We start from the raw sequence: 18,102 nt of genomic DNA on the forward strand, positions 1-18,102 counted from the left end.
CGATTTCGTGCCGCTTCGGCATTGGGCGGGTAACTGCGCTGCCGATGCGTCATCATGACCCCTCCATTCATCGACAATAGATGCGAAAACGTCTGTGTCGACGACGAGAGAGGGGAGGTGCCCGTGAACAAAGACGCGCTTGTCGTCGGCTTGGCGCTGTTCGCCATGTTCTTCGGCGCCGGCAATCTCATCTTCCCGCCGTACCTCGGCATGGAGTCGGGCGAGCTGTGGCCGCTCGGCCTAGCGTGCTTCGTGTTCTTCGACGTGGTGGTCTCCTGCGTGGGCGTGTTCGCCATCAACAACGCGGGCGGCTCCATCCTCTCCATCCAAAACGCCCTGGGCAAGAAGGCCGGTCTGGCGCTGAACACCGCCGCCATCCTGTGCGTGGGCATGCTCATCGCCCCGCCGCGCTGCGCCGCCACCACCTTCGAGATGGCCATCGCGCCCTGGTTCGGCGATGCCATCGGGCTCTTGCCGTTTTCCGTTGCGTTCTTCGCTGTGGTGCTCTTGCTGACGCTTAAGCCCACGCGCATCATCGATGTGGTGGGCAAGGTGCTCACGCCGCTTCTGGTGGCCGGCATCGTGGTCATGGTCATCGTCGGCATCGTGAATCCGCTGGGCCCGGTGGGCGCTCCCGAGACGGACACCGTCGTTGCCGACGGGGTGCTCGCGGGCTACCAGACCATGGACATCCTCGCGGTCGTCGGGTTCTCCATCCTCGTGCAGGAGTCGGTGCGGGCCGCCGGCTACGGCGAGAAGCGCGACCAGATGCGCGTCACGGCCCGGGCGAGTCTCGTGGCCTGCGTGCTGCTCGCCGTCATATACGGTGGCCTTACTTACTTGGGTGCCACCTCCGCCAGCGTCGTGCCGCACACGGTCAGCCAGGCCGAGCTCATCACCATGATCGTGTGGAAGCTCATGGGGGAGGCCGGTGTGGCAGTGCTGGGCATTGTCGTGGGCCTGGCCTGCCTTACCACGGCCATCGGGCTGTGCGGCGCTACGGCCGACTACGTCGAGCGCATCACCATGCGGCGGGTGAGTTACCGGACAGCCCTCGTCGTCGTCGTCGTGGCGGCGCTGCTCATCTGCAATCTCGGCCTTACGAACATCATCGCTCTGGCGAGCCCGATCCTGTCTGTGGTCTGCCCGCCGTTCATGACGACGGTGGTGCTCTTGCTGTTCCGCAAGCACCTGCGCGGCACCTGGGTGTTCAAGGGCGCGGCTTTGGGTGCGGTGGCCGCAAGTCTCGTGCTTACCGTGCACGATCTCACCGGTGCCTTCGCGTTCGTCGAGGCCGCTCCGCTGTACGCCTACGGTTTCGCGTGGCTCTTGCCGTCGCTGATCGGCGGCGTGGCCGGCGCCCTTCTGGGCCGACGGTTCGATTCAGCCGCGAGCGGATGAGGCTTAGCGGAAATTGATCAACTGCACAATTACGATGACCCTTTTACCGAGTATTGCTCATGAGTCGGGGGATGGGGGCGCGATTACCTGCGCCTCCTTTGCTATGGTAGGGAACAGGATCCGAGGGATCTCGCCTAATCGCAGAAAATTATGAGGCTGCGGAGAGGCCGGTATATTAGGTTAGGAGGATCCTGAATGGAGTTCAGTTTCGGACTGATCGGCTTCCTCATCGTGTTCCCCCTCATTGTGGCCGCCGCGCTCTTATTCGTGCGGCAGGAGGGGCCGCGCCGCGTCATCGTCTGCGTGTCGGGCGTTGTCATCGCGCTGGCGTCGGTCGTGCTCGTGGTCATGAATCTGGGGGCGAGCTGCACGCTCTTCGCGTTCGAGAGCATGGCCATCGACTTCATCTGCACGGGCATCTCCGTGGCCATCGCGGCGGTCATCGTGTGGTTCGCCGTGCGCTACAAGAACCTGTGGGCCGCCGTGCTCGCGGGCGTGCAGGTAGTCGGTACGCTCATCCTGGAGTTCATGTTCTCCCACGGCATCGAGGTGCCCTACGGCCTGTACTTCGACTCGCTCTCGCTGCTGATGACCTTCATCATCGGCGTGGTGGGAAGCGGCATCTGCATCTACGCCTTGGGCTACATGGAGGATTTCCAGGCCCACGAGCCGGAAGGGGCGCCTGATCGTCGCCCGATGTTCTTCGCGCTGATGTTCGTGTTCCTCTCCGCCATGTACGTCATCGTGTTCTCGAACAACATGGAGTGGATGTTCACCGGCTGGGAAGTGACGACCCTCTGCTCCTTCCTCCTCATCGGCTACACCCGCACCGAGGAGGCCATCGCCAACGCCTTCCGCCAGATCATCATGAACCTGGCCGGCGGCCTCGGGTTCCTCGTGGCGCTGTGGTGCTGCGCCCTTACCGTGGGCACCTTCTCGTTCTACGAGTTCCTCGTCATCGGCCAGAACAATCCGGCCCTGACCACCTTGGCCGTCACCGCGCTGGCCTTCGCGGGCATTACCAAGGCGGCGCAGATGCCGTTCCAGACCTGGCTTCTGGGCGCTATGGTGGCCCCGACGCCCACTTCGGCGCTTTTGCACTCCTCCACCATGGTGAAGGCCGGCGTCTTTCTGCTGGTGAAGCTGGCGCCCGTGTTCCACGTGTCGCCGGCACCGGCGGTCATGGTCATGCTCGTGGGCGGTATCACCTTCGCGCTGTGCTCGTTCATGGCCATCTCGCAGTCCAACGCTAAGCGCGTGCTGGCCTATTCCACCATTGCCAACTTGGGCCTCATCACGGCCTGCGCCGGCGTGGGCACCGCCGAGGCGGTATGGGCCGCGTGCTTCCTCATCCTGTTCCATGCCATCGCGAAGTCGCTTCTGTTCCTGTGCGTCGGCACCGCCGAGCACCATATCGGCAGCCGCGACATCGAGTCCATGGATCTTCTGTTCGACCGCATGCCGCGCCTGGCCCGCTTCATGATGCTCGGCATCATGTGCATGTTCATCGCGCCCTTCGGCATGCTGCTCGCCAAGTGGGCCACGCTCGTGTCTTTCGTGGACACCCGCCAGGTCGCCCTCATCATCATCTTGGCCTTCGGCAGCGCCGCCACGTTCATGTTCTGGGCCAAATGGCTCGGCAAGCTCTCCGGCATCGCCGGCGAGCCGGAGAACGTGGAGGTCACGGTGAAGCCGACGGAATGGGCGGCGCTGCTCCTTATGGCCTGCCTGCTCGTGCTGGCCTGCGTGTTCCTGCCGCTCATCTCCTCGACGCTCGTCGAGCCCTACGTGGCCAGCGTCTACGGCATGCTCGGCCAGGATATCGCCACGGACAACCTGTGGCTCGCCTCCATCTGCACCGTTATCGTAGTGGCCGTGCTGTTCGCCGGCCTCGGATCGAAGCAGAAGTCGCGTCGGGCGAACGTCTATCTGGCCGGTATCAGCCGCGACAACGACTCCCGCGCCTTCCAGAACTCGCTGTCGGGCACCACTGAGGCCACGACGCGCAACTGGTACATGGAATCCGTGTTCGGCGAGGCGCGCATCGCCCCGGTCGGCGTGGCGTTCAACACGCTCATCATGGTCGCCGCGTTCGTGATCGCCATCGTCGCGGGCCCGATGGGCTTTTAGGAAGGGCGTGATCTCATGACTTTGCTTACGACACTCATCGGCACCCTCCTGTTCGCCGTGGCGGGCCCCGTCGTCGGGTGCCTCCTGGCCGGTTTGGACCGCATCATCTCGGCTCGCATGCAGGGCCGCGTGGGGCCGCCGCTTCTGCAGCCCTACTACGACGTGCGCAAGCTCTTCGAGAAGGAGCGCGTCTCCGTGAATTCTGTCGAGGGCGTCTACGTGGCCTGCGCGCTGCTGTTCGCGCTCATCGCCGGCGGCATCTTCTACTCCGGCGGCAACCTGCTTCTGTGCGTGTTCGTCATCACGCTGTCGAGCCTGTTCTTCATCATGGCCGCCTATTCCACGCGCAGCCCCTACGCCGAGATCGGCGCGGCCCGCGAGACGCTGCAGGTGATGAGCTACGAGCCCATGGTGCTGCTCATGGCCGTGGCCTTCTTCCAGGCCTCGGGCTCCTTCGACGTGGCCGAGGTGCTCCAGCTCGACCACCCGATCATCTGCACCATCTGGCTCGTGTTCCTGGGCGTGCTCTTCATCCTCACCATCAAGCTGCGCAAGTCGCCCTTCGACCTGTCCATGTCGCATCACGCCCATCAGGAGATCGTGCGCGGCATGACCACCGAGATGAGCGGATCTGTGCTCGGCATGGTGGAGATCATGCACTGGTGCGAGAACGTGCTGTTCCTCGGCTGGATCGGCATGTTCTTCCTGTGGGCGAACCCCGTCTCCATTCTGGTCGCCATCGTCATCGTGCTTCTGGTGTACTTCCTGGAGATCTGGATCGACAACAACTTCGCGCGCGTGAAGTGGCAGTTCATGTTCAAGTCGGCGTGGCTCGTGGCCCTTGTCGCCGGCGGTGTGAACGTCGCGTTCCTCGCGTTTCTGTAAGGAGGTAGGCACATGGCATTCGCATCGAAATCGCCCTGGGTCATCCACTACGACGGCTCCAGCTGCAACGGCTGCGACATCGAGGTCCTGGCCACGCTGTGCCCCGGCTTCGACGGCGAGCGGTTCGGCGTGGTGAACACGGGCAATCCCAAGCACGCCGACATCTTCCTCGTTACCGGCAGCGTGAACGAGCAGAACATCGGCGTCGTCCGCGAGATCTACGACCAGATGCTCGAGCCCAAGGTAGTCGTGGCCTGCGGCATCTGCGCCTGCACTGGCGGGGTCTTCCACGACTGCTACAACGTCATCGGCGGCGTGGACAAGGCCATCCCCGTCGATGTGTACGCCCCGGGTTGCGCCGTGCGCCCGGAGCAGATCATCGACGCCGTGGTGGCCGGCGTGGCGAAGCTCGACGAGAAGTCGGCGGCCCTGGCCGCTGCCAAGAAGGGAGCGTGAGAAATGACGACCTTTGAGCAGACCTTCGAGGAGCTGCCGCTGGCCGGCGTGCACGACTTGGCGGCCGCGCGCCATGCCGAGGGCTGGCGCTACGTGCAGATCCTCGCGGTGAACACCGAGGAGGGCATCGATCTCGTCTACTCCTACATGAAGGACGGGCATCTCGCCAACTTCAACGTGAGCGGCGTGAAGAAGACCGACGTGGTGCCCTCCATCACTGATCTGTACCTGGAGGCCTTCGTCTGCGAGAACGAGATCCACGACCTGTTCGACGTGGCCATCAGCGACATCGCCATCGACTTCGGCGGCATGTTCTACCAGCTGGCGGAGAAGGCCCCCATGACCGTCGTGAGCCCCGAGCAGTTGGCGGCGCGCGAGAAGGCGAAGAAGATCGCCGCGGCCAAGGCCGCCAAGGAGGCGAAGGAGGCCGCACCGACCGAGGCGCCGGCCGGCCCCACCGAGGAGGAGATCCAGGCCAAGATCGCCGGGCTCGACCCGGAGAAGGCCGCGAAAGTGAGGGCGGCCATGGAGGCCAAGGCCAAGAAGGCCGCGGCTGCCGCCCCGGCGCCGGCTGGCCCCACGGAAGAGGAGATCGAGGCCAAGATAGCGGGCCTGGATCCGGAGAAGGCCGCGAAGGTGCGCGCCGCCATGGAAGCCAAGGCCCGAAAGGCCGCAGAAGGGAAGGGAGAATAGCATGAGCAAGGCAACTGTCATTCCCTTCGGGCCCCAGCACCCGGTGCTCCCGGAGCCTCTGCACCTCGATCTGGTGGTGCAGGACGAGACCGTCGTGGACGTGCTTCCGCAGATCGGGTTCGTGCACCGCGGCCTGGAGAAGCTCGTGGAGACCCGCGACTACAACCAGTTCATCTACATCGCCGAGCGCATCTGCGGCATCTGCGCCATGGGGCACTCCCTCGGCTACGCCGAGACCGTCGAGTCCCTCATGGGCGTGGAGGTGCCCAAGCGCGCCGAGTATCTGCGCGTCATCTGGCACGAGCTGTCCCGTATCCACTCGCACCTATTGTGGCTGGGCCTTGCCGCCGACGCCTTCGGCTTCGAGTCGATGTTCATGCACTGCTGGCGTTTGCGCGAGCGCGTGCTCGACCTGTTCGAGAAGACCACCGGGGGACGGGTCATCCTGTCCGTCGTGAAGGTGGGCGGCGTCGTGCGCGACATCGACGCGAACCAGATGGCCGAGATCGTCTCGGTGCTCGACGGTATCAAGGACGAGTACACGCAGATCATGAACACGCTGCTCACCGATACGTCGGTGAAAAACCGCACCGTGGGCGTGGGCCACATCACCACCGAGGATGCGGCGGCGCTTTCCATGGTGGGTCCTTTCGCCCGCGCTTCCAACCTGCCCTACGACGTGCGCTCCTTCGGGCGCGGCGCCTACGGCGATCTGGCGGACTTCGCACCCATCACGGCCACCGAGGGCGACTGCTACGCCCGCGTGAAGGTGCGCTGTTTGGAGGTGCTGCAGTCCATCGAGATCATCAAGGAGCTCGGCGCGAAGATCCCTGCCGGCGACATCGAGGTGGCGGTGAAGGGCGCGCCGGCCGACGGCGCCCAGGCATCCAACGTGCTGGAGCAGCCCCGCGGCGAGTGCTACTACTACGCGCGCGGCAATGGGTCGAAGAACCTGGAGCGCATGCGCATGCGCACGCCCACCTCGCAGAACCTCGCCGGCATGACCGTGGCCCTGAAAGGGTGCGACTTGGCCGACGTCAATATGATCATCCTGACCATCGACCCCTGCATCAGCTGCACGGAAAGGTAGGCGAGCATGGGAAGCTTCAAACTGGGCGGCATGACCTTCGGCTCTCTGTTCAAGAAGCCCGAGACCGTGCTGTACCCCTTCGAGCAGAAACCGGCCCCGGCGGGGCTCAAGGGCCATATCGAAAACGACGCGAGCGCGTGCATCCTGTGCGGCATCTGCGCCAAGAGCTGCCCGGCCGACGCCATCGCGGTGGAGAAGAAGGAGCGCACCTGGGCCATCGATCCGTTCCGTTGCGTGCAGTGCGGCACCTGCGTGCGCGTCTGCCCCAAGCACTGCCTGACCATGGATCCCGCCTACACGCCCATCGCCACGGCAAAATCCTGCCGCGTGGTGCACGTCCCCGACCCCAAGGCGGCGGTGACGGAATCGTAAGCTTAACCGCTCGTTAAGTTTCGTGGTGAGTCTGAGAAGGGCTTGCCGCTCTGCTAAAATATGCCGTTATCGGCACGTGCGCCGGACCCTCGACGAGGGTCCGGTTTTTGTAGGGAAGGAGCAGGACGCCTCATGGCCGAAGGGCAGCGAGATGGGGAAGGGATCCCCGAGCAGGTGACAAGCGAGATCTTCACGGCGGCCAACGTCGTCTCCTTCGTGCGCCTGTGCCTCGTGCCTGTGTACCTGTGGCTTCTGCTGTCCGGCTTCAACTTGGCTGCCACGCTTGTCTTTGCCGCTGCTGCCGCCAGCGACTTCATCGACGGACAGCTGGCCCGGCGCACCCACACGGTATCGAAGCTGGGGCAGATCCTCGATCCGGCGGTGGATCGCATCCTCATGATCACCGGCGTCCTCGGCGTGTTCCTCGTCGGCCGCATTCCCCTGTGGGTCATCGTCGTCGTGGTGCTGCGCGACGCCTACCTGCTCATCGGTGGCGCGTGGCTCTTGTCGCGCTACCGCATCCGCGTGCCCGTCATCTATCCGGGGAAGTTCGCCACGACGTTTCTGTTCATCGGCTTTGCCGGGCTTCTCTTGAACGCGCCGCTCATCCCCGGTTTGGGCTGGTGCGACATCTCCTGGTTGCCCGGGTTCAACGGCGAGGCCGTCTCCTGGGGCATCTGGTTCATCTACGTGGGGCTCATCCTGTCTCTTGGCGTCACTATCTACTACACCGTGGCGGCGGCGCGCGCCTTGGCCGCCGAGCTGAGACGCCGCAAGGAGGCCGCTTCGGAAAGTTCGAGCGCCCATGGCGACGCGTAGGCCCTCCGACGAGCGTCCGAGCAGCGAGGAGCGCCGTGCGCGGGCGAGGGCCGAGCGGCGCATCGTCATGCCGTCGAACCGCGTTTCGCATCCGAAGAGCACCGTTCGATCGTCTTCTTCCGCAACAGCGCAGTCTTCCTCTGCTCGTCCCTCCTCATCCGCATCTCGTCCGTCGGCGCGGGCCGCAACAAGACCGAAGAGCTCTTCGAAGGCGGTAACCCCGCGCAACGGTGGCGCGGCCGCCGGCGCCACGGCGAAGCGCGGTGGCGGCGCGATGACAGCGCGCCGTGCCGCATCTCCGTCGAATCGTTCTCGCGCCACGGTTTCGCAGGCCAAGGCTCCGCGCAACCCCGGCGCCCCGCGAGGCGCGAGTGCGGGCTGTTCCGGAATTTCGAACCGTCCTGCCGCCAAGCGCCGTTCCCTGGGCCCCCGCATTGCCTTGGTGGCCGTGCTGGCACTCCTTGCGCTTGTCGGCGGCGCCTGGGCCATCGACGGCGCGGTCAACGGCTCCCGCATCTACGACGGCGTGTCGGTGGGCGCGGTGGACGTCTCCGGCATGACCGAGGAGGAGGCCCGTCGCGCCGTGAGCTCCTTCTACGAGCCCCGCGTTGCCGATGGCCGGGCGCTTATCTTCGCCAGCGAGGAGGCCCGCGACACCCTTGACGTGGAAAGCGAGCTTGCCGAGCAGGACGCCCAGGCCGAGCAGCTCTCTTTAGAGGAGGCCCGGGCCAACAAGCAGGTGTGGGTCGCCGAGAGCGGCACGCTGGGCGCGAGGCTTCCCGTAAACGAGGTGGTCTCCCGTGCCTTCGCTGTGGGCCGAGAAGGCGGTCTTGCGGAGCGTATGGAGGTGGCGCGCAACGGCGTTTCCGTCGACGTCGCCCTTTCCTTCGACGAGGAGGCCTTGGAGGCGCTGTGCTCCTCCATCGATGAATCTGCTGGCGAGCCGCGCCTCGATTACGGCATCGCCATCGATCAGGGCGCGGTATCGGTCACCGAGGGCCACGGCGGCAAGGCCGTCGACCGCGCCTCGGTGGCCCGTCAGCTCTCCGAGGGATTTCTCGGCGAGGCGTCCGGCAAGGTCGTCATCGTGGCGACGCCCGATGAGGCGGACGTGCGCATCGGCGCCGATGAGGCCACCCAGGTCGCCGACGAGGTTCAGGCGGCCCTCGATCGGGGCTGCACCTTCTCCTTCGAGCAGACCGAGTGGCCGCTGGGGGCGGCGGATCTGGGCGCGTGGGTGCGCACCCGGGTGGAAGAGCGCGGGGAGGGTTTCGCCCTGGTTCCCTACCTCGACGAGACCGAGGCGGCCTCGGGGCTGCTCGGGCTCATTCGCGACGCGGGCTACACCTCGGCGGCCACGGTGTCGTTCGACGTCGACGGCGGCGAGGTATGGGTCAGCGCCCGCGAGGGCTCGCGCTATCCCCATACCGCCGATGCGGCGGCGCAGGCCCAAAGCGCCCTGTTCGGCAGTGAGGCGGCCGGCTCCGATGCGCCTTCCATCGCCATCCAGTGGGGCGAGGCTCCGTCCCGGACCACCTTCGACGAAGCGCTCGAGATGGGCCTTATCGCCCCGATCTCCTCGTTCACGACCGAGTACAACGACAGCCCCTCCACGGCCAATCGGCGCCACAACATACACACGGCGGCCGACTTGCTGAACAACTCCATCGCCCGGGCCGACGGAGGGGAGTGGTCGTTCAACGACACGGTGGGCGAGGCGAACGAGGAGGCAGGGTTCCAGGCGGCCCATGCCATCATCAACGGCGAGTACGACGACGCCATCGGCGGCGGCATCTGCCAGGTGGCCACCACGGTGTTCAACGCGGTCTATGAGGCGGGCTATCCCGTGACCGAGCGGCGCAACCACTCGCTCTACATCTCTAGCTATCCCACGGGCCGCGATGCCGCCATCGCGTACCCCGACCTCGACCTTACATGGGTCAATGACGGCACTTCGGATGTTTTGATGCGCTCGCGCTACACCGATTCCAGCCTAACCGTTACACTGTACGGTATCGATCCCGGCTACGTGGTCTCCACGCAGACCGGCGATTGGGAGACCGGAGAGCCCTTCAAGAAGCGCACCAAAGTCGACGAGAGCGAGCCTGAGGGCACGCGCTACGTCAAGACCGCCGGAGCCGACGGGCGCAGCGTGACCGTGCATCGCACCGTCCGCGACCGTGCGGGCAACGTGCTTCATGAAGAGGATTTCACCTCCAACTACGCCCCCATCGACGAGGTGACCGTCGTGGGGCCGAACACGCCGACACGCGAGAGAGAAGATACCGATAAAGAAGCTACGGACAAGGAGGAAGCCAGTGTTCTTTCAACCGGAGATTGAGACGATGCCCCGCGAGGAGCTGCGCGAACTGCAGCTTGAGCGCATGCGGGAGTCGCTGCGCAACGCCTACGAGAACGTGCCGCTGTACCGCGAGCGCTTCGACGCGGCGGGCGTGACCCCCGACGACCTCACGAGCCTCGAGGACATCGCCAAGTTCCCCTTCGTCGTGAAACAGGACATGCGCGACAACTACCCCTTCGGCATGTTCGCCCGCGAGAACGCCGACGTGGCCCGTATCCACGCCTCATCCGGCACCACGGGCCAGGCGACGGTGGTGGGGCATACCGCCAACGACCTCGCGAACTGGGGCGACTGCTTCGCCCGCGGCATCGCCATGGTGGGCGGCGACGAGAACTCCACCATCCAGGTGTCCTACGGCTACGGCCTGTTCACGGGAGGCTTGGGAGCTCATGCCGGCGGCGAGGCCATGGGCTGCACCGTCATCCCCACCTCGTCGGGCAACACCAAGCGCCAGGTGCAGATGCTCAAGGACTGCAAGACCGACATTCTGGCCTGCACTCCCTCCTACGCCCTGCTCATCGCCGATACGGCCATCGAGATGGGCTATGACCCGGCCACCGAGTTCCAAATCTCCGGCGGCATCTTCGGCGCCGAGCCCTGCTCGGAGAACATGCGCCAGGAGATCGCCGACAAGCTGGGCATCCAGTACTGCGATGTGTACGGCCTCTCCGAGATCATGGGCCCGGGCGTGGCCATGGAATGCGCCGAGCGCGGCGGCCTGCACATCGCCGAGGACCAGTTCTACTGCGAGATCATCGACCCCGAGACGCTGGAAGTCCTTCCTGACGGCGAAGTGGGCGAGCTCGTCATCACGACGCTGACCCGCGAGTGCTCGCCGATGATCCGCTACCGCACCCGCGACGTCACCACCATTAACGCCGAGCCGTGCGCATGCGGGCGCACCCATCGCAAGATCGGGCGCCTTCTGGGCCGCACCGACGACATGCTCATCATCCGCGGCGTGAACGTGTTCCCGTCCCAGATCGAGCAGGTCATCACCGAGTTCCCGGAGATCGCCACCCAGTACCAGATCATCCTCACCATGAACGGCCCGCTCGACCACGTGGAGCTGCAGGTGGAAACTGAGCCCGACTTCCCGATCGACGAGGTGCGCCGTCTGGAGGATCTGCGCAACCGCCTGGCCGCGGCCCTCAAGAGCAACTTGCAGGTGGCCGTCGACATCAAGTTCGTGGAGCCCAAGACCATCGCGCGCTCCGAGGGCAAGGCCAAGCGCGTCATCGACCTGAGAGGGGAGAACCAGTAATGATTTCGCAGCTCACCGTTTTTCTCGCCAACGAGAAGGGGCGGCTCGCCGCGGCCTGCCGCACGTTGGCCGACGCCGACATCAACATGAAGGCCCTGTTCATCGCCGACACCGCCGATTTCGGCATCGTCCGCATCTTCTGTGACACACCGAAACGCGCGGTGGAGGTGCTGGGGCAGGCGGGCTTCCGCGCCTCGCTCACGCCGGTCATCGCCGTGTCCGTCGAGGATGCTCCCGGCACTTTGGCCGATCTTCTCGGATTCTGCCAAGGGGCCTCGATGAACATCGAGTACGGCTACTGCTTCTGCACCGCTGACGGCAAGGCCGTCGACGTGCTGAAGATCGAGGGCGACGGTGCCGAGGCGGTTCTCGCCGAGGCGGGCTTCGCCGTTCTGGCTCCGGAAGAGGTTTACTGCGTTGACCCTGCTTAGCCCCATCGAAAACGGCAGTGCGCACCAAAGCGGCGTCCGTCTGTCAAGGCGGGCGCTCGGCTTCGCTTTGGCTCTGCTGCTGGCGCTGCCTTTGGGCGCGCCGGCCCGGGCCTTTGCCGACGTCCGCGGCACCGACGAGATCCTGGGCGCCTCCGTCGAGGCGCGCGGGCTGCCGGCGGTGGCCTGTCCGAACGTCACGGCGTCCTTCGCGCTGGTCATGGACGACGAGGGCACGGTGCTCTTCTCGCGGGGCGCCCTCGAGCGGTCGCACATCGCCTCCATCACCAAGATCATGACCGCCATCGTCGCGCTGGACTCCGGCGTGCCCCTGGACAGCACGGTGACGGTGAGCCAGGAGGCCGCCTCGGTGGGCGAGTCGTCGGCGAGCCTGTGGGCGGGCGACACGCTCACCCTTGAGGCGGCGCTCGCGGGGCTCATGATCCCCTCGGGCAACGACGCCGCCATCGCCATCGCCGAGACTTTGGGCGAGGGGATGAAGACCGACGATTCGCAGACCGCCAACGAGGCCTTCGTGGCGGCCATGAACGCCAAGGCCGCCGAGCTCGGGATGACCGAGACGCTGTTTTCCAACCCCCATGGGCTCGACATCGGCGCCTACGACAACGAAATGTACAGCTGCGCCCGCGATGTCGCCCTCATGAGCGCCTACGCCATGGGAAACGAGACGTTCCGCTCCATCGTGTCGAAGGAGTCCGCCCAGATCACCGTCACGCGCGCCGACGGCAAGCCCCAGGTCATCGACCTTCAATCCACCGATCGTCTGCTCGGCACCTACGAGGGCGCCTGCGGCATCAAGACCGGCTACACCGAGGCGGCGGGCAACTCCTTCGCCGGCGCGTGCGATCGCGGCGACGGCCTTCTGTACGCCATCGTGCTGGGCTCGCCCTCCGAGGACGCGCGCTTCCAGGACACCGAGACGCTGTTCAACTGGGTCTACGACAACCGCGTGAGCTATGCGCTGGCCCACAGCCCCGAGACCGTGGCCTCCGCAGCTGACGGCGGTGCCGAGGTGCCGCTCATCGCCCGTGTGTCCCACAGCGCGTGGCCGGACCGCACGGTGGCGGCCACCTTCGCCGATCCCTCGGCCGCCGTCGAGGTGTTCGCGCCCGAGGGCAATGTGAGCCAGGAGATCGTCGCCGAGGAGCTGACCGGTTCGGTGGCCGCGGGGGATGTCGTGGGCGTCGCCAACTTCTACCAGGGCAACGAACTTGTCGCCTCCCAGGACCTCATCGCCTGCGAGGATTCGCCGGCCCCCGGTTTTCTCGAGGGCATCGGCATCTGGTGGAACCGGCTGTGGGGCAACGACGCCCCGGCGCCGACCGAGGTCGTCAACGAGACGCCCCTCATCTACAGCAAGTCATCCTCTCGCGAGGATCATCAGTCCGTTGCGGCCATCGCCGCAGGCGTCTCAGACGACGCTCCCGCTGACGGTGCCCCAAGCGGCGCGGGCGCGGGTGCCGCAGACGCCGCCAACGAGTAAGGAGGTGGGCCATGAGCGAGCGCTGCCCCGTTTGTTCCCACGAGATTTTACCGAACGACACCGTGTGTCCCACCTGCGGATTCAAGCTGCTCGGCGCCACGCAGGCCATGCAGCCGCTCGTCATGAGCGAGACGCCGGCCACAACCGTTGAGGAGAGCGCCCCGGCCCGTGCGACGCTCAACGTCGTGCGGGGTCCGCAAGTGGGCATCAGCTTCGTGCTCACAGGCGAGCCCGTCACCATCGGCCGCAGTCCCCAGTGCACGATCTTCCTGAACGACATGACCGTCTCGCGCATGCACGCCACCATCGAGCAGGAGAACGGCTGCTACGTCATCCGCGACGCCAACTCGTTCAACGGTGTGTGGGTGAACAACGATTCCGTGGAGGCCCGTGCGCTGCGTCCGGGCGACTTCATTCAGATCGGCACCTTCTGCATGCAGTACGAGGAGAATTAGGGCCGCGCACGCGACGGCGGGCGCCGAAGGGAGAGGAAGAGACATATGGAGCTGATGAGCGGCAACGAGGCCATCGCCCAGGGAGCCTGGGAGGCGGGCTGCACCATCGGCGTGGCCTACCCGGGCACGCCGTCGACGGAGACGCTGGAGGCCTTCGCCAAGAAGGAGGGCGTCTACGCCGAGTGGTGCGTGAACGAGAAGGTGGCCGTGGAAGTGGGCATCGGGGCCTCGGCCGCCGGCGCACGGGTGCTCGCCACCATGAAGCATGTGGGCGTGAACGTGGCGGCCGATCCGCTGTTCACGGCCGCCTACACCGGCGTGGGCGGCGGCATGGTCATCTTGGCCGCCGACGACCCGGGCATGTACTCCTCCCAGAACGAGCAGGACTCGCACTACTACGCTCAGGCCGCCGCCATCCCGTGCCTCGATCCGGCCGACTCCGCCGAGGCTTTGCGCTTCACCCGCGAGGCCTACGATATCTCCGAGCGCTTCGACGTGCCGGTGATCATCCGCTCCAGCGTGCGCATCTCCCACACGAAGACGCCCGTCGAGGCGGGGGAGCGCGCCGAGGCGCCGGCGAGGTCCTATGAGAAGAATCCGGCGAAGTGGGTCATGATGCCCGCTTTCGCCAAGCCTCGCCGCCTCGTGCAGCTGGATCGCATCGATAAGCTGCGCCAGTGGGTGGAAACCTGCCCCTACAACGAGGTGAGGGGAGGGAAGGGCGCCATCGGCATCGTCTGCGCCGGCGCGGCCTACCAGCACGTGGCCGAGGCGCTCCCGGACGCGCGCATCTTCAAACTCGGGGTCACCTGGCCCCTTCCCGCGGCCGCGCTGCGCGATTTCGCCGACTCCGTCGAAGCCGTGTACGTCGTGGAGGAGGGCTCGGAGTACCTCAAAGACGCCGTGCGGGCCTGCGGGGTGCCGGTGAGCGAGACGCCGTGCCCCCTGCCGCGGGCCGGCGAGCTGTCGCCGGGGCTCGTGCGCGCGGCCTTCGGCCTTGAGCAGCCGCCCCATGCGCCGGCTGCGACCGATCTGCCGGGACGCCCCCCGGCGCTGTGCCCGGGATGCCCGCACCGCCTCGTGTTCAAGGAGCTCTCGAGGATGCGGGCCATCGTGACCGGCGACATCGGCTGCTATACCTTGGGCGCCCTGCCGCCGCTTTCGGCCATGGACACCACGGTGGACATGGGGGCCTCGGTCTCCATGGCCCACGGCTTCGAGCTGGCGCTGGCCGGCACGGAGCATCGTCCCATCGTCGCCGTCATCGGGGACTCCACGTTCGCCCATTCGGGCCTAAGCTCGCTCATCTCCACGGTGTACAACCGCGGCGCCGGCACGGTGTGCGTGCTCGACAACCGCACCACCGCCATGACGGGGCGCCAGGGCAACCCCTTCAACGGCGTGACCCTGCAGAACCGGCCCAGCCGCGAGTTGAACATCGCGGCCGTGGTGGCGGCCCTCGGCGTCGAGGATGTGCGCGTGGTCGATCCCAACGATGCCGCCGCCGTGCGACGGGCCCTCAAGGAGGCCACGGGCAGCGACGACATCTCGGTCATCGTGTTCCGCTCGCCTTGCGTGCTGCTCGAGCGCCACGTAGAGCCGTCGCTGTTCGTGAGCGACTCCTGCACGGCCTGCGGCGCCTGCGTCACGTTGGGCTGTCCGGCCCTCGGCCGCGACGAGACGGGCCATGCGCTCATCGATCCCGCGCTGTGCATCGGCTGCGGCCACTGCACCCAGTACTGCCGCTTCGACGCCATCGTCAAGGAATAGGAGGCCGTTCATGGAAAATGCCACTAAGACCGTGCTCTTGTGCGGTGTGGGCGGCCAGGGAACCATCCTCGCCGCCGATTTGCTCGCTTTCAGCTGCATGAAGGCGGGGCTGCAGGTGAAGGTGTCGGAGATCCACGGCATGGCCCAGCGCGGCGGCGCCGTCACCACGGTGGTGCGCGTGGGCGAGGACGTGAAATCCATGGTATCGGACGCGGGATGCGCCGATGTCGTCGTCGCCTTCGAAACCACCGAGGCCCTCCGCAATCTGCCCCAGCTCAAGGAGGGCGGCTCGCTCATCGTCAACGATGTGGCCATGCGGCCCCTGCCGGTGCTCACCGGCGCCGCCTCGATGCCCGAGAACGCCCGGGAGCGCCTGCGCGAGGCCGGGGCGCTGCTCATCGACGCCGATGCCATTGCGCGGGCGGCCGGCAACGCCAAATGCGCCAATGTGGTGCTCGTGGGGGCCTTGGCGGCCCGGCTCGACATTCCCGTCGAGGTGTGGGAGGAGACCGTGGCCGAGCGCGTGCCGCAGAAGACCGTCGAGGCGAACCTCGCCGCCCTGCGCGCGGGCCGAGCCGTCATCGAGAACGAGGAGGGAAAATAGCATGACCGTTTCCCAGATCAGCGTATTCGCCAACAGCCGCCCGGGGCACATGAACCGGGTGCTCGACCTCTTCGAGGGCGCCGACGTCTCCGTGCGCGGCTTCTCCGCCGCCGACACGGGGGAGTACGGCATCCTCCGCTTCATCGTCGATAAGCCCGAGGCGGCCATGGAGGCGCTTAAGGGCGCCGGCTGCGCCTGCGTTGTTTCGCCGGTCATCTGCCTGAAGCTCGTCGACGAGCCCGGCGAGCTCTCGCGGGTCATGGGTGTGCTCGCCAAATGCAGCATCAACGTGGTCTACAGCTATTCCATGATCTCCACCTACATTGTGCTCTCCACAAGCGAGCCGGAGCGCGCCCAGGCGCTTCTGGCCGACGAGCCGGTGGAGCTCATTTCCCAAGAGGACATCGCGCGCATCGTCGCCGAGCGCGCCGCGAAGGAGGCGTAAGGGCGCATGAGCGAGGCAATGGATCCCATCGACGTGACAAAGAAGGGTGCGGCGCTGGGCGCCGCCGAGGCGGGACGGTTCGACGCCCTGCCCATTTACAAGCCGGAAATCGAGTGCGCCTCCCGCGAGGAGATTCGCGCCCTGCAGCTGGAGAAGCTGAAGGAGACCGTGGCCTACGCCTACGAGCGCGTGCCCTACTACCGCCAGAAGCTGGACGAGATGGGCGTGGCGCCGAGCGACATCCAGACGCTCGAGGACGTGCGCAAGCTCCCCTTCACCGACAAGGCCGTGCTGCGCGAGACCTTCCCCTTCGGCCTGTTCGCGGTGCCGCTGGACGACATCCGCGAGCTGCACTCCTCGTCGGGCACCACCGGAAAGCCCGTGGTGGTGGGCTACACCGACGACGACATGGACATGTGGAGCGAGTGCATCGCCCGCCTCGTGCAGATGGCCGGCGTCGTGCCCGGGGACATCGCCCAGATGGCCTTCGGCTACGGCATGTTCACCGGCGGTTTCGGCCTGCACTACGGGCTGCAGCGCCTGGGCTGCGCCATGATCCCCGCGGGCTCGGGCAACACCGAGCGCCATATCCAGATGATCGAGGACTACGGCACCACCGTGCTCGTGGCCACGCCCTCCTACGCCATGCACATCTGCGAGGTGGGGGAGAAGATGGGCTACGATTGGGAGAGGTCCCCCCTCCGCGTGGGCCTTTTCGGCGGCGAGCCCTGCCCGCCGGGCCTGAAAGCCGAGATCGAGCGGCGCATGCACATCGTCTGCACCGACAACTACGGCCTCACCGAGGTCATGGGGCCGGGGGTGTCCGGCGAGTGTCTGGCCGAGCGCTACCAGCAGCACATCGCCGAGGATCACTTCCTGTGGGAGGTGATCGATCCGGAAACCGGCGAGCCGGTGGGCGAGGGCGAGATGGGGGAGCTCGTGCTCACGCCCCTTTGCAAGCAGGGCATTCCCGTGCTGCGCTACCGCACCCACGATCTGACCGCCGTGCACACCGAGCCCTGCGCCTGCGGCCGCACGCTGGCCCGTATGGACAAGGTGCGCTCCCGCTCCGACGACATGCTCATCATCCGCGGCACCAACGTGTTCCCCTCGCAGATCGAGGACGTGCTCACGGGCATCGAGGAGGTCACGCCCCATTACCATATCATCGTGGAGACCCGCGGCGGCATGGACGCGCTCATCGTGGAGACCGAGCTGCGCCCCGAGGCCTTCCGCGACTCCTTCGAGGCCATGGACGCCCTGCGCGCCCGTATCGCCGAGAAGCTCAAGGGCACGCTGCTCGTGGCGCCGGAGGTGCGCCTGGTCGAGCCCGGCGGCATCGAGCGTGCCATCGGCAAGGCCAAGCACGTCGACGACCGGCGCGAGAAGTAGCCCGGTTTTAAGACTGCGTCGGAAAGGTTTCA

At 66.3% G+C, this 18,102-nt stretch carries 17 protein-coding genes; all 17 read left to right on the forward strand.

The window, feature by feature from the left end; all coding sequences use genetic code 11:
• The first annotated feature begins 54 nt into the window (after positions 1-54).
• The 17 genes from brnQ (at position 55) to AEQU_RS05285 (ending at position 18,070) form a co-directional block, all read left to right on the forward strand.
• Complete coding sequence (gene brnQ, locus AEQU_RS05205) at positions 55-1,401, forward strand: branched-chain amino acid transport system II carrier protein (RefSeq protein ID WP_084280478.1); 1,347 nt, start codon at positions 55-57, stop codon at positions 1,399-1,401.
• Positions 1,402-1,596: 195 nt separating this feature from the next.
• Positions 1,597-3,531: an NADH-quinone oxidoreductase subunit 5 family protein gene (locus tag AEQU_RS05210; RefSeq protein WP_022739879.1), complete on the forward strand. Its 1,935-nt coding sequence runs from the start codon at positions 1,597-1,599 to the stop codon at positions 3,529-3,531.
• A 15-nt stretch (positions 3,532-3,546) separates the two neighbouring features.
• Positions 3,547-4,416, forward strand: a complete 870-nt coding sequence (locus AEQU_RS05215; protein ID WP_022739880.1) for a complex I subunit 1 family protein — start codon at positions 3,547-3,549, stop codon at positions 4,414-4,416.
• Positions 4,417-4,428: 12 nt separating this feature from the next.
• Entirely contained in the window at positions 4,429-4,872 is a 444-nt protein-coding gene (locus AEQU_RS05220; protein ID WP_022739881.1) for an NADH-quinone oxidoreductase subunit B family protein, read from the forward strand.
• A gap of 3 nt (positions 4,873-4,875) precedes the next feature.
• Complete coding sequence (locus AEQU_RS05225; protein ID WP_022739882.1) at positions 4,876-5,565, forward strand: NADH-quinone oxidoreductase subunit C; 690 nt, start codon at positions 4,876-4,878, stop codon at positions 5,563-5,565.
• 1 nt (position 5,566) lies between these two features.
• A complete protein-coding gene (locus tag AEQU_RS05230; RefSeq protein ID WP_022739883.1) occupies positions 5,567-6,655 on the forward strand; it encodes a hydrogenase large subunit in 1,089 nt (362 codons plus the stop codon).
• A 6-nt stretch (positions 6,656-6,661) separates the two neighbouring features.
• Positions 6,662-7,027 carry a 4Fe-4S binding protein gene (locus tag AEQU_RS05235; protein WP_022739884.1) on the forward strand — a complete coding sequence of 122 codons (366 nt, stop codon included), beginning with the start codon at positions 6,662-6,664 and terminating at the stop codon, positions 7,025-7,027.
• Between the two features lie 132 nt (positions 7,028-7,159).
• Positions 7,160-7,846, forward strand: a complete 687-nt coding sequence (locus tag AEQU_RS05240; RefSeq protein ID WP_022739885.1) for a CDP-alcohol phosphatidyltransferase family protein — start codon at positions 7,160-7,162, stop codon at positions 7,844-7,846.
• A gap of 448 nt (positions 7,847-8,294) precedes the next feature.
• Positions 8,295-10,187: a VanW family protein gene (locus AEQU_RS05245; protein WP_158318400.1), complete on the forward strand. Its 1,893-nt coding sequence runs from the start codon at positions 8,295-8,297 to the stop codon at positions 10,185-10,187.
• Positions 10,165-11,472, forward strand: coding sequence for a phenylacetate--CoA ligase family protein (locus tag AEQU_RS05250; protein WP_022739887.1), 1,308 nt, complete (start codon positions 10,165-10,167; stop codon positions 11,470-11,472). Before AEQU_RS05245 ends, AEQU_RS05250 begins: the two co-directional genes overlap by 23 nt.
• Positions 11,472-11,903, forward strand: a complete 432-nt coding sequence (locus AEQU_RS05255) for a hypothetical protein (protein WP_022739888.1) — start codon at positions 11,472-11,474, stop codon at positions 11,901-11,903. Before AEQU_RS05250 ends, AEQU_RS05255 begins: the two co-directional genes overlap by 1 nt.
• On the forward strand, positions 11,890-13,404 hold the full coding sequence (locus AEQU_RS05260; protein WP_022739889.1) for a D-alanyl-D-alanine carboxypeptidase family protein: 1,515 nt from the start codon (positions 11,890-11,892) through the stop codon (positions 13,402-13,404). Before AEQU_RS05255 ends, AEQU_RS05260 begins: the two co-directional genes overlap by 14 nt.
• Before the next feature lie 11 nt (positions 13,405-13,415).
• The gene (locus AEQU_RS05265; RefSeq protein ID WP_022739890.1) at positions 13,416-13,859 is read left to right on the forward strand and encodes an FHA domain-containing protein; all 444 of its coding nucleotides are present in this window, start codon (positions 13,416-13,418) and stop codon (positions 13,857-13,859) included.
• Positions 13,860-13,904: 45 nt separating this feature from the next.
• Positions 13,905-15,629: a thiamine pyrophosphate-dependent enzyme gene (locus AEQU_RS05270; protein WP_022739891.1), complete on the forward strand. Its 1,725-nt coding sequence runs from the start codon at positions 13,905-13,907 to the stop codon at positions 15,627-15,629.
• Between the two features lie 10 nt (positions 15,630-15,639).
• Positions 15,640-16,233, forward strand: coding sequence for an indolepyruvate oxidoreductase subunit beta (locus AEQU_RS05275; RefSeq protein ID WP_022739892.1), 594 nt, complete (start codon positions 15,640-15,642; stop codon positions 16,231-16,233).
• 1 nt (position 16,234) lies between these two features.
• Positions 16,235-16,678, forward strand: a complete 444-nt coding sequence (locus AEQU_RS05280; RefSeq protein WP_022739893.1) for a hypothetical protein — start codon at positions 16,235-16,237, stop codon at positions 16,676-16,678.
• Between the two features lie 6 nt (positions 16,679-16,684).
• Positions 16,685-18,070 (forward strand): phenylacetate--CoA ligase family protein, encoded by a 1,386-nt coding sequence (locus AEQU_RS05285; RefSeq protein WP_022739894.1) that lies wholly within the window; start codon positions 16,685-16,687, stop codon positions 18,068-18,070.
• Positions 18,071-18,102 lie beyond the last annotated feature (32 nt).

The sequence above is a fragment of the Adlercreutzia equolifaciens DSM 19450 genome, from assembly GCF_000478885.1.
Lineage (GTDB): Bacteria > Actinomycetota > Coriobacteriia > Coriobacteriales > Eggerthellaceae > Adlercreutzia > Adlercreutzia equolifaciens.

Bases quoted from the DNA above. Each gene is read 5' to 3' on its own strand.
- brnQ (WP_084280478.1), top strand. From the start codon at position 55: ATGACCCCTCCATTCATCGACAATAGATGCGAAAACGTCTGTGTCGAC.
- AEQU_RS05210 (WP_022739879.1), top strand. From the start codon at position 1,597: ATGGAGTTCAGTTTCGGACTGATCGGCTTCCTCATCGTGTTCCCCCTC.
- AEQU_RS05215 (WP_022739880.1), top strand. From the start codon at position 3,547: ATGACTTTGCTTACGACACTCATCGGCACCCTCCTGTTCGCCGTGGCG.
- AEQU_RS05220 (WP_022739881.1), top strand. From the start codon at position 4,429: ATGGCATTCGCATCGAAATCGCCCTGGGTCATCCACTACGACGGCTCC.
- AEQU_RS05225 (WP_022739882.1), top strand. From the start codon at position 4,876: ATGACGACCTTTGAGCAGACCTTCGAGGAGCTGCCGCTGGCCGGCGTG.
- AEQU_RS05230 (WP_022739883.1), top strand. From the start codon at position 5,567: ATGAGCAAGGCAACTGTCATTCCCTTCGGGCCCCAGCACCCGGTGCTC.
- AEQU_RS05235 (WP_022739884.1), top strand. From the start codon at position 6,662: ATGGGAAGCTTCAAACTGGGCGGCATGACCTTCGGCTCTCTGTTCAAG.
- AEQU_RS05240 (WP_022739885.1), top strand. From the start codon at position 7,160: ATGGCCGAAGGGCAGCGAGATGGGGAAGGGATCCCCGAGCAGGTGACA.
- AEQU_RS05255 (WP_022739888.1), top strand. From the start codon at position 11,472: ATGATTTCGCAGCTCACCGTTTTTCTCGCCAACGAGAAGGGGCGGCTC.
- AEQU_RS05265 (WP_022739890.1), top strand. From the start codon at position 13,416: ATGAGCGAGCGCTGCCCCGTTTGTTCCCACGAGATTTTACCGAACGAC.
- AEQU_RS05270 (WP_022739891.1), top strand. From the start codon at position 13,905: ATGGAGCTGATGAGCGGCAACGAGGCCATCGCCCAGGGAGCCTGGGAG.
- AEQU_RS05275 (WP_022739892.1), top strand. From the start codon at position 15,640: ATGGAAAATGCCACTAAGACCGTGCTCTTGTGCGGTGTGGGCGGCCAG.
- AEQU_RS05280 (WP_022739893.1), top strand. From the start codon at position 16,235: ATGACCGTTTCCCAGATCAGCGTATTCGCCAACAGCCGCCCGGGGCAC.
- AEQU_RS05285 (WP_022739894.1), top strand. From the start codon at position 16,685: ATGAGCGAGGCAATGGATCCCATCGACGTGACAAAGAAGGGTGCGGCG.